The following is an 11,050-nucleotide window of genomic DNA, read 5'->3' on the forward strand; positions in this document are numbered from 1 at the left end:
CTTTAAGAAAGAACTAGAGATTCCAGCCTGTGGAGAGCATGCATATACTAAAAAACAGAGGATGAAGGAAAAAGGGTTTTGTTCCATAATCAATGGCCTTTCTCTAGTTGCAATGGTCTTGATTCTATTTCAGGTAGAAATCCAAAGAGGTAGTTGGATTCCGATTCCAGTATGGTTGCTTCTATTTGGTGGTGTGCTTGCACTATTAGCCGTTATAGTCTCTGAGTCTCTCAAACCGACAAAGCTGGAGAAAGCAATGAAGATTGTTGATTATGATAGGCACGGAAACTCAGTTACTCTCAGGATTCAAAATGAAGCCTATGCAGAGGAATTCATTCGGATAAATCCACATGTAACGGTTGTTGGATCCCCTCAAGGACTATGAATGTCACATACCATCTACTCGGTTTAGTATCTGAATACATGGCATTAACAAGGTAAACAAGGTTAACTGTGTTCAATTATCATTTCCTTTGGTTGCCAACCTATATATGAAGCGAATCCATTTTCTAGGCGAGGAGAGCTTCTAGCCATGGGTCAGGATGAAACCTATGTTTTCAGATTCAACCCGGACAGGGTTACATTTCCCGACACCTGTCCGGTCTGCAACAAACCCGCTGCAGCAGAGGGTATTGTAGTAGCTTCGCAAGGAAAAGAGGAAGAAGGCTTCGGAAGCATTAGACCAAGTTCAATTACAGCTCCTCGGCACAGAGCTTCTTTAATACAATCTGTTTCAACACGGAAGCTACGAATTCCTACATGCTCAGAGCATGCCACCTCCGAAGGAGAGAACACCACAGCGAGAAGCGTCGCGGCTATTATCAATGGGCTATCAATAATCGCCTTTCTTATCGTATCATTCAATTTGGGATTAACCATTATGCATGGTATGCCGGTTGTACCCTGGATGGCAATGCTCTGGATATCTATTCTGATCGCAATGCTTGCTTCTTACAAAGCGCTCGGGCCGACTGATCTACAGAAAGCTATAGAGGTGGTGGAGTATGATGCGGGAGGTTCAAGACTAACAGTACAGATATCCAACCTAAGTTACGCTAGGCAATTTTTGCATTCTAATACCGATTCTGTTGAAATCATAAAAGGAGGAAAAAGCCTGTGACCCTCGGAAGAAACAAGGATTATGTGATTCGCTTCGATATTGAAACGACTCGATTGCCGGAGATTTGCCCGATTTGTGGTCGGCCAGCAGATAGCGAAAGCACGCTCATATCATCCAAATCTGATCTTCCCCAGGGGATGCAACGAATCTGGCCTGGTGCGAGTGACTACTACGGACGAAAACGAATCTCATCAGACCCGGGCTCATATATGGCCAAATCTCCTACTAGTACCGATTCAGTGAAGAAACTACGTATTCCAACCTGTGAGGAGCATTCCTATGATGCGGAGGACAGAAGCAGAGCCAGAAGCTTGCTCATTTTCACAAATGGATCCTCTATACTCATTTTCATGTTCTTCGTGTTGCGGATTGGTTTCCTGTTGTTTCAGGGTGACCCCGTTTCAATGTTGGAATACGTGCTCTTCGGTTTGGTTACCATCACTATGCTTGCTACCTTTCGGGCATTGGGTCCAAACGAGCTCGAAAAAGCGTTTCAAGTAATTGATATCGGGGATAAGGGAACAACAGTTACTGTCAGGGTAGCTTATGAACACTACGCTCAGAGCCTTATTCGCTCAAATCCGAAGTCCATTACAGTCTTACAGGGGGAATAGAGCACGGACGCACAACTTGGTTTACCATAGATTCCTCTTCTATGATGCCATCTTCGAAGTGGTAACAAATGTTTTTATGTTTTTTAGCCTTGTATTAAGTCGATGATTGTATATGAGTGACGAAGATAGCGAGGGGTTCTTCATCAGATTCCATCCAAAAGACGTTAGATTCCCGGACATATGCCCAGTTTGTTCATCTCCTACAGATGGAAGTGCTTCGATATACCTGTACCAGTATGATTCCGACTCGCTTCTTCCATGGTTGAGATCAATGTCTCCCGACAGAATTAGAATTCCCACATGTCAAGAACATTCATTCTCTAATGAGAATATCGCAAACAGAAAGGTTCTTCGCGTATTCTTAGTTGGCGTTTCCATTCTCATGGGCTTGTATTTCATTATCCGAATCGGACTTTTCTTATTCGCCAATATACCACTCAATCTCTGGGTGTTCGTGATACCGGCGTTGGCTATTGTTCCTATTGCACTTGCCAACGAAGTAGCTCCAATCTATAAGTTAGAGCGGGTATTTCTTATGCTGAATTATGATGGGTCAACTGTTACTGCCAAAATAACAAATAGAGCGTACGCCGAAGAGTTTCTCCGTCTCAATCCCGCTTCTCGTCAAGTAGCGAAACCTATGACTGGGCACCACTAGAAAATGGATAACAGGGTTCGTGGCTACCATCTAGTGTTTCCTAATTCAGTGCAAAGTGATATCTCATAATGTCTGTGAAATTATATATGAGTTGATTCCAACTTGTGAATGGAGAATACATGTAAGCATGCCAGAAAAACACAAAGACGGGTACCTAATCCAGTTCAATGGCGAAACAGCTAGTTTCCCAGATAGATGCCCCGTCTGTGATCGTCTTGCAACTACAGAGGGTACTATTCTCACAGCAGTGGAGAAAACAAGAGAAAGACTGAGAGACAAATGGCCAAAATGGAGCCTTAAAGCCCCTGTGGGCAGTATATCTCCAGCACATTGGGATGGCTATCGTCCTGGTTCTGGTGCAATTCGGAAACTGAGAATCAATACGTGTGAAAAACACGCATATTCTGCAGTGGAAAGAGGTAGAGCAAGAAGCTTGTTCATTGTATTAGGCGGATTGTCAACTATTGGTTCTATCTTCTTCGCTGTCCGAATCGGATTCCTGACTATTCAGGAGATTCCCATTGAGTCATGGTCTTACGCACTTTTCGCATTAGCAATTATTGTCATGATAATCTCCTATAGAGCACTAGGTCCCACGGAGCTGGAAAAGGCGATTCAGATTATGAGTTACAGTAAGGAAGCGTCAAGCTTTACTGTAAAAATCAGCAACGAGGAGTATGCAAGGGAGTTCTTGCGATCCAATCCACATTCTGCTGAGCTAATTGAGACTCAAGAATGACCCATTCCAATCCCCTAAAAATGCTAGTCAACGATATCGGCTACTGTACCGATGGCTCTTGTGTTAGCTTCTCTTAGGACTATCTTGTCACCGTCGGAGATAGCTTCTGGTCTGAAAAGAAACTCAAGCTGAACACGTGCAAAATCACCCACGGATAGAAAATCTGCATCATAGATTTTCTTGAGCATAACGCTTTGCTGTATTGTGTTGCACTGAAGAACCGGAGTGTAACCTTCAGAAATGCGGGTCGGATGACGAGTCACAACGATTTCCGCCTCGAAAGTCCTACATGGTTGCTTGGAGCCGCCTGGATCAGCTAGTAGCTGCCCTCTTCGTATAGCATACTTGTCAACACCCTTTACATCAATCCCGAACATGTCACCAGGTTTTACGGCATTGACACGCTTCTTGAAGACCTCGATGGATCCGACTCGCCCCTCCAGCTTTTTTTCACCGTTGTTTGGAACCACTACAAGAGGCTGTCCAGCTTTGAAGACGCCTGACCTCACCGTTCCTGTAACGACTACGTTCGTGCCTCTGATTCCTCGGTATACTTTGTCCACATAGGCTTGAGCGGGTTGTGTTAGGTCAGTCTCTTTGGAATCGAGAGGGAGTTTGCTCAGTAAGCTTGATAGAATATCGATATTCTGCATCGTTTTACAGGAGACCTCTACGACCGGCACTATTACTCCATGCCCCATCTCTTTCACTGCAGTATCTATGTCCTCTTCATCTTGAATCGACACCGGAATGCCGCCGATATCTTTGATCGTCTTACGCACAACATTGGTGACAAGTTCCAGTTCTTCTTTAGCCACACTATCAACTTTCGATACTACAACAATGAAGGGTATATCCTGCCCAGACATCAGAATCATGTGTTCACGGGTTATCTTGTCAAGCCGCCGTCTGCTATTGTGTAGCTCCTCGGACTTGATCAGATTCGCCTCGTCTTTTGCTGGTACGAGGATAACCCCATAACTCGCATCCCCACCAAGAATGCTCCGAATCATGGTCTTGCTGTATTCTTGGTGGCCAGGAGCATCAGCAAACATCAATACCCTTGAAGATCGGTCGAGAGCCCTTGCCCACTCTGCTTTGCTCAATGGATTATCAAGATGGATGGGATCGCCCCCACTTGTAAACCCCAGAAACGCCATATGGATATCTGCGGTCTGGCCACGAGTTATTTCCTGAGGATGTTTCAGGAGGAAGGATCTAGCCTTTCCGCTTCCGTCATCTGGTTGCCCCGTAACAAGAGTGCCTATGAGGGTGGACTTCCCAGAATTGACTCGCCCAGCTACAGATATAGCGCAGCTCTCCCTCGTCTCGGTGTCCGCCAATCGCTTGAGAACATATACACCGACCATTCCCTCCTTAGTTTCTACACGGGTTTCTTCGATGATTTCGACCTCAGCTTTTTCGCAGATTTGCTTCAGTATGTCTTCTGAGGATTGCAAGGTCTTCTCGCTTAGGCCATAGACTTCCCAATTTTTGCCATCGTGATCTTCAATGCCGACAAGGAATCTACCTTCGAATGGACTTTCGCACGTCATGTACCGAATACGAGAGATCAGGCTCTGCAATCGTTCTTTTCGCAAGTCCGATTTTGTGAGACGGCGTTTGAACTCGGTGTTGTCGGTTTCACCCATGCGGACGATTTTTAGCATATCTGCAGGCTGAGTCATTGTTCCGTCTCCACGTTTATCACAATTTTAGTTGATTGAATGATATTTATTTTAGTCATCAGAATTGTTCATTACCTAAGTGTTCTTCGGTCTTGGAACCATACGATTCTACGTACTTGACTGCCTCCATAAGAGACTCTTTTATAGCGGCTAAACTAGGTTCGATTGGTGTTTGTACATTGGGTAGCCAATTGAAAATCTATTGGGCCAACGCACTTTTCTCGGATGCCGATAGAGCATTCAACAAGCGTTGTGCAGAGGAATTACGATCGGTTGGATACGAAGTGTTCTTGCCGCAAGAAACACCGTTTACCTTCGATGAGGCCCCCAGCAACGAAGAAATCTACGAAGCAGATAGTGAAGCAATTCTGAGAAGTGATGTACTCGTTGCATGCATCGACCAATTTCCAATAGATGCTGGTGTAGCTTGTGAAATCGGTGTGGCTTCCAATGCACAAATCCCCATCATTGCGCTGTACACGGATATACGAGCCAAAAGAAAAGGCCCAGGTAAAATGTACAAGAATCAATATGTGCTTGGTGCAATTGAAAAGCACGGCATGATGGTTCATAGTGTGGATAGCCTATTGGACACATTGCGCGAGATTCAGAGTTCATTAACGAGCAAGTAGCTAAGGGGACTGCTTTGAGTGATACTAGACGTCATGGAGTAACTTGTTTCCATCCACGCTTGGGGTCTCCGCCTGTATCCATTTCATCAGCGCGGATTTTGTCAAAAATCATCTTTGCCTTCTCGTAGTCTCTCAGGCCTTTCGCCTTACGCTGTACCTTGTTCTTTGCGTCGGGTGTATAGTAGATATAGTAGACCACAAAAGGCAGGTAACCAAAGTCTTGCTTGTTTGTCTCTATGAGCATAAGCTTTCGAATCTTGTTTTTCTTTCTGTACACAACTCTATCAAGTACTTGAGCCTGCGGAAGATCTTTACCAATGCGTTCTGCTTGGAGGTCCTCCAGGATTGTTGTTCTATCAGTTATCTGTGATACTCGCACATCCTCGACAGTATCAACTGATTTATCTGTTCTAAGATACTCTTCAGGGAACCTCGGATGACGCAGTGAAACAAATGGAACTCTCCGAATAACCTCCCAGGATTCATCTTCTTCATCGTACTGAAGAACGTTCTTCATGATGTAGTCCATGTCGCTTTTGGTTTCAATGAGATCCCCATATTTGATTTTCACAACTTTCTCAGGTTTGCACATGCGATACGCCCGTCCATCATTACTCGTTTCTGTGAAACCTTTAGTATGGACAAATTCAGCATCATTCCACATTTTCCGGCGTTCTTCATCAGGCAATCCCCCACCACACTTCGTTACAATCTGATAGGTTCCATCTGGATATCGTAACCCCAAGATAGTTGAAGCAACTTGATCGGTTCCAAGTCTACTACCTGGGTTTCCGTTCACCATTCCCATCAAAACAACATCCAAACTGAGAACTGGCTTCACTTTGTGTCCAATGCTGGAACGGCCCTTTAGGCGCACAACCAGTCCTTCTGCTCCTTTTCCTTCAACCTCCTGATCATAGAAGTCCTTCAACTGAGTCTTATCCTTTGTATGGATAGCATCAACCACAGCCAGCCTTTCTGATTGGTCAGCGCCAATCATATCTTTGATAATTTCAAATCGCTCTCCATACTCTCTGGTTTCCAAGAGACTCTCGCCATTCAGATGGATAACGTCGAATACTCGAAAGCCTATCTTCTCCAGCTGCTCTTCATTCTCTGGTGCACGGGCGATTCTCGAAAAATCATACACCTTTCCGTATTCCGTAAAATCTCCAGAAGGACAGGCAATCAGTTCACCAGCAATGAAAGCTTTCTCTATATCGTTATCCTCCATGATTTCATTGATATCTTCATTTACGGGCATTCCATAGACAACACGGTGGTTAGGTGAATTCATGAAAAACGAGTATTCACCTTCTTTATAGCAAAATACATTGAATTCCCCATCGTATTTTACTGAAGCATAGACGCCATCCCAGAGCGGAATATCATCGATTTCATCATCTTCCTTGGGAATGAATTTTTGAGTAACATTCTTTCGATAGTTATCAACCACCCGCTCAATATCTGGCTTGTTGATAGATTGGATAGTACCCCGCACATACTCTCCAACGGTGCATACTATTTTGTCTTCGCTAATCATGGTCCTCAACTTTACATTTCATCATCTTCGCGCTCTGGGATTTTGAATTCCCGTTCCACAAGGTGCAACATCACGAGATACTCGTCTCCCATTTGTTTGCCTTCAATGAAAGAAGCGCTGTACTTCTTCCCTCCATTTCTCAAAACCAATGGTGAGGGGCTCTTGGTTTCGGGATTGAATGCTCTCACCCAGTACATCTTATCGTCTTCTAGCTCCTCAGCAAGATCATGTAGAAAATTGTAAGCATGGGCGTTAGTATGAGTGATATAGTAGCTCTTCTCAAGCAAGTATTGTTCAAAGGCTTCTTTCTTGGTTAGGCTCTTGCTTAGAATCTTCAAGGGAATCTCCGAGTGAACATTTCCAAGGGTTCGTTCGTGTTCTCGCGTTTTCTTCTCACCATCTTTTTCAAGAGTATCCAAAACTCTGTAATTATGGACAATGGTGTTGTCATTATCCAGAATCACGGTCCTTTTTGTGTCAATCTTTTTGCCGAGAAGCTGTAAATCAATATCATCATCAGATTCAATCATGGCTAGGACCTGCTCAGAATCCTTTCCAGCTAGGATTCTGTCGCTTCTATCAGCCTTACAAAGAACAAAGGAAAGGAACTCCACATCTTCCCCATCTTTGCTCTTAACATCATAATCTTCTCTCGGCCTTTTTGCTTGCATGAATCCTTCCGCTACAATGCCATCTTTTTCGATATTGATTTTCATTCCTCAATCTCCCCGTAGAGCATACATTTGGTGTTGAGCATTACCATTCACCAAAACCTGAGCCGAGTTCTTCATCTGCTTCCTCATCATATTCTACAATGATCTCGTCCTTTCTGCCCGTGACGGGCTCAGCTATTTTGCCAACGAAAACCACAATTTCTCCCCATTTTGGGAACAGAACCATTTCATCGGGTGTCTGAGACCTGTAATAGGCGTAAGGTGATTTCAGAAGCAATCCATCTTCATATAGCTCTCTGACTCTTTGTTTGAGATCTTGGAGCACAGAGTCATCTTCCGTTCGTAGAACATAGGTTCTGCTTATGGAAAATAGGGACAGTTCGGTAAAGAATATTTCGTCAAAATCTTCTAGTTTCTTACTCGTCTTGTAGGTGGATTCAACAAAAGGCAGCGGCTTACCATCATCGTATTTCACTAAACCTCTATATGATAACGGAATCCCGTTTTCTGTCAGGTAATTCTGTTTGTAGCATCCTGATTCGAGGATAGTCATACCATCTGAAGTGATGTAGCCCTTGTGAAACTCCTCTCCATTCTCCCCAACGAATTCTCTACCTCTTTTTCCATATAGGTCTTCAGCGGTGAATTTGTCGAGCCATGCGTGAGTGAGTTCTCCATCCACGACTAAATCGAATTTTCTTGGCATATAGCTTTCAATCCTTGCTCCGAAGCAAACAACCTCAATTCAAAGATATCATTTACAGACATTCTAAAAAAGGGTTATTTTTCTTAAGCAAGGATTTGTTGTTATTAGGGGTTGAACAGCTACGTTTGTTGATAGCCCCATAATAAGCATATTCGATATCACAACGGGCATCAAGGTTTATGTGGCTTTGAATCTCCTCTAATGGGATAAAGCCAATCTAAGTGCATTTCTTAACGGTGAAGCTGATGAAGAGAAACCACACTGGTACACTAGGCTGCATCCATCTTATCTTGGTTCTCGTTATCCTTGTGTCACCCCCAGCATCTGTCTTCAGGCTAAGCGTAGCACATGACATCATAACTCCGATTACCTCAGAATCAATGGACGCAGAATCCTTTGCAATGCGCAATATTCCGAGAGATTATCTCCCAAGTTTATACCAAGATGCATCCAATACTGTTGCAGTAATTGTTGAGAACTCTCTGTATGGATGGATAAGAACTCCCACTCAACAATACTGCCAGGACCTCGTTGGATCTGGATATGACGTTATTCTGTATACAGAGGATATTGCTACCGTTTCTGATTTGAAAGGTTTGTTTGTGAACTGGTATGTGAATGAAGGGCTAGTAGGGGCTGTTCTTATAGGGCGTCTTCCGTATGCTGAATTCCACCATGATTCAACTTCAGTCTTTAGCGCAGAGACCTTCATTTGTGATCTCTACCTAATGGACTTGGATGGCACATGGTCGGATAGCAATCCGAGTGATGGCATATTCGATCATCATAGCGCATCTTTGCATGGAGATATCGATCCCGAGATATTCGTGGGACGCATCGATCCTTCTTGCCTGTCTTGGATTGCGAATCCAGCTGAGACAGTCACAGCATATCTATCTAAGCTGCACCAGTACCGCACAGGGGATTTAGAAAGGAAGCATCGAGCTGTTGCATTTGTTGATGATGACTGGTGTTCTTGGGGTGAACAATGGGCACGAGATATTGCAGCCGCTTATCCAGATATCTCCTATGAAGGAAACCCCGATTTGACCACAGGAGCAGGCTGGCTGAACGTTCTGGGCCAAAACCATGCCTGGGTGCATCTCTGTGCTCATAGCTCTCCTACTGCACATCACTTCAAACCATGGGCTCAAGGGCTTGTTACTTCTACAGACATCAAGGAAGCTGCCCCCAAAATCAGCTTCTATAATCTCTATTGTTGCAAGGGAGCCAAATGGACAATGCAAGACAATCTTGCTGTTACATATCTTTTCAGCAGTAACTACAGCGTCGCTAGTATTGGGAGTACCAAGAGTGGGGGTATGATGGACAATAGTCATTTCTACACACCCTTGGGCCAGAACAATAGTATAGGTGAAAGCTTGGTCAACTGGTTTTCGAAATCCTTGAACGAGATGGGGGAGGCAGGGTCAGCATATCTAGAATGGTATTATGGAATGACAATAGTCGGAGATCCATTTCTTCGAATCAACTATGATTGCAGAGCACCTCCGCCCCTACTGACTTCACCCACACATCCAAATCAAACCTCTTGGTATGCAGACAAACGGTTGTTGCTTGAATGGGAAGTACCAGAAGATGTCAACGGCATTGCAGGGTACTATTATGCAATAGACAGGAACTCATCTGGAATACCAAGAATCAATGCTGATAACTTCACAAACAAGAACAAGATTATGGTAGATAGGCAACTCAAGGATGGGACATGGTTCGTACACGTTATGAGCCGAGATGTTTTAGGTAACATTGGTCCCAGAGTAGCCCACTACCGAATCAATATTGATAGCGAATCTCCCTACCTTCTACTTCACGGGCTACCTTCGTTCTGCAATATCTCACGGCGATGTCTTTCCGTGAATTGGTCAGCAACCGACCTCTGCAGCGGATACTCTCATTCTCGCGTATGGTTAGATCAGCCATCCAATGTTGTTGTTGATGGGACTGAACGAATTTTGAATCTGTCTAATCTCACGGAAGGACAACACACGCTAAACATCACCGTGTACGATGCAGCAGGAAACCGAGATAGTGAACAAATTCGTGTTTGTGTCGATCTCACCAATCCACATATCGAGCTAATACGTCCTGCTTCTGGAGGTCTGTATGGTTCCTCCTTGATGCTTGCATGGAGAGTTACTGATGAAGAATCAGGTTATAGAAATGCGTCTGTAAGCGTAGATGAAGGTGAATCTGTGGAGCTGTCTGCACCGGCATCATCCATAGTAATTCATGGGCTTTCACCAGGACTTCACACATTCAACTTGACAGTCGTTGACTGGGTGAATCGATTCACGACGCTAGTAATCGCTGCAAGAGTATATCCTGTGTTAGATTGTGTGTGGATTGTCGCAGCTTTCGCCAGCGTTACAGCAGCTGTAGTACTTCATTCCTTCAAACCCTCTCGAAATGAAATTTCAGACACTATCATATGATTGCTAATCTATAACTGCATCGAGGCTTCTGCAAATCCTTTTTAGGAAAAAAATCATCTGTCAATGCTGAGGGTTCATCCTTGAGAATGATAGGAAAGGATCAGTTTCTAGAGACACTCAACCGCTTCATTGCAGATAGAAAAGCTGTTTATGCTGATCTGAAGGAGGAAAAGAGATTAGGTGAGTATTTCATCGCTTCTCTTCTTGGAACTATTCTGTTTTC

At 44.2% G+C, this 11,050-nt stretch carries 10 protein-coding genes; 6 read left to right on the forward strand and 4 right to left on the reverse strand.

Annotated elements, in window-relative coordinates; all coding sequences use genetic code 11:
- The first annotated feature begins 532 nt into the window (after positions 1-532).
- The 4 genes from GF309_05075 to GF309_05090 all read left to right on the forward strand — a co-directional run bounded on the left by GF309_05075 (position 533) and on the right by GF309_05090 (position 3,131).
- Positions 533-1,120, forward strand: a complete 588-nt coding sequence (locus GF309_05075) for a hypothetical protein (GenBank protein ID MBD3158142.1) — start codon at positions 533-535, stop codon at positions 1,118-1,120.
- The gene (locus GF309_05080) at positions 1,117-1,734 is read left to right on the forward strand and encodes a hypothetical protein (protein MBD3158143.1); all 618 of its coding nucleotides are present in this window, start codon (positions 1,117-1,119) and stop codon (positions 1,732-1,734) included. Before GF309_05075 ends, GF309_05080 begins: the two co-directional genes overlap by 4 nt.
- Positions 1,735-1,846: 112 nt before the next feature.
- A complete protein-coding gene (locus tag GF309_05085) occupies positions 1,847-2,392 on the forward strand; it encodes a hypothetical protein (GenBank protein ID MBD3158144.1) in 546 nt (181 codons plus the stop codon).
- Positions 2,393-2,519: 127 nt separating this feature from the next.
- A complete protein-coding gene (locus GF309_05090; GenBank protein MBD3158145.1) occupies positions 2,520-3,131 on the forward strand; it encodes a hypothetical protein in 612 nt (203 codons plus the stop codon).
- A 23-nt stretch (positions 3,132-3,154) separates the two neighbouring features.
- On the opposite strand, the gene GF309_05095 is transcribed toward GF309_05090, so the two are convergent.
- On the reverse strand, positions 3,155-4,819 hold the full coding sequence (locus GF309_05095) for a hypothetical protein (GenBank protein ID MBD3158146.1): 1,665 nt from the start codon (positions 4,817-4,819) through the stop codon (positions 3,155-3,157).
- 35 nt (positions 4,820-4,854) lie between these two features.
- On the opposite strand from GF309_05095, the gene GF309_05100 reads away from it, so the two are divergent.
- Complete coding sequence (locus tag GF309_05100; protein ID MBD3158147.1) at positions 4,855-5,451, forward strand: hypothetical protein; 597 nt, start codon at positions 4,855-4,857, stop codon at positions 5,449-5,451.
- 31 nt (positions 5,452-5,482) lie between these two features.
- Here the strand turns inward: GF309_05100 and GF309_05105 are convergent, their stop codons facing one another.
- The 3 genes from GF309_05105 to GF309_05115 are packed head-to-tail and all read right to left on the reverse strand — an operon-like array spanning position 5,483 to position 8,374.
- The gene (locus tag GF309_05105) at positions 5,483-6,994 is read right to left on the reverse strand and encodes a hypothetical protein (protein ID MBD3158148.1); all 1,512 of its coding nucleotides are present in this window, start codon (positions 6,992-6,994) and stop codon (positions 5,483-5,485) included.
- Between the two features lie 11 nt (positions 6,995-7,005).
- Positions 7,006-7,710 carry a hypothetical protein gene (locus GF309_05110; protein ID MBD3158149.1) on the reverse strand — a complete coding sequence of 235 codons (705 nt, stop codon included), beginning with the start codon at positions 7,708-7,710 and terminating at the stop codon, positions 7,006-7,008.
- A 40-nt stretch (positions 7,711-7,750) separates the two neighbouring features.
- Positions 7,751-8,374 carry a hypothetical protein gene (locus tag GF309_05115; protein ID MBD3158150.1) on the reverse strand — a complete coding sequence of 208 codons (624 nt, stop codon included), beginning with the start codon at positions 8,372-8,374 and terminating at the stop codon, positions 7,751-7,753.
- A gap of 245 nt (positions 8,375-8,619) precedes the next feature.
- Between GF309_05115 and GF309_05120 the strand changes: the two genes are divergently transcribed.
- On the forward strand, positions 8,620-10,827 hold the full coding sequence (locus GF309_05120; protein MBD3158151.1) for a hypothetical protein: 2,208 nt from the start codon (positions 8,620-8,622) through the stop codon (positions 10,825-10,827).
- The last annotated feature ends 223 nt before the right edge of the window (positions 10,828-11,050 follow it).

This window comes from Candidatus Lokiarchaeota archaeon (genome assembly GCA_014730275.1).
GTDB lineage: Archaea > Asgardarchaeota > Thorarchaeia > Thorarchaeales > Thorarchaeaceae > WJIL01.

Excerpts from the sequence above, each read along its gene's own strand:
- GF309_05115 (MBD3158150.1), bottom strand. The coding sequence starts at position 8,374 with ATGCCAAGAAAATTCGATTTAGTCGTGGATGGAGAACTCACTCACGCA.
- GF309_05120 (MBD3158151.1), top strand. The coding sequence starts at position 8,620 with ATGAAGAGAAACCACACTGGTACACTAGGCTGCATCCATCTTATCTTG.
- GF309_05075 (MBD3158142.1), top strand. The coding sequence starts at position 533 with ATGGGTCAGGATGAAACCTATGTTTTCAGATTCAACCCGGACAGGGTT.
- GF309_05090 (MBD3158145.1), top strand. The coding sequence starts at position 2,520 with ATGCCAGAAAAACACAAAGACGGGTACCTAATCCAGTTCAATGGCGAA.
- GF309_05105 (MBD3158148.1), bottom strand. The coding sequence starts at position 6,994 with ATGATTAGCGAAGACAAAATAGTATGCACCGTTGGAGAGTATGTGCGG.
- GF309_05110 (MBD3158149.1), bottom strand. The coding sequence starts at position 7,710 with ATGAAAATCAATATCGAAAAAGATGGCATTGTAGCGGAAGGATTCATG.
- GF309_05095 (MBD3158146.1), bottom strand. The coding sequence starts at position 4,819 with ATGACTCAGCCTGCAGATATGCTAAAAATCGTCCGCATGGGTGAAACC.
- GF309_05085 (MBD3158144.1), top strand. The coding sequence starts at position 1,847 with ATGAGTGACGAAGATAGCGAGGGGTTCTTCATCAGATTCCATCCAAAA.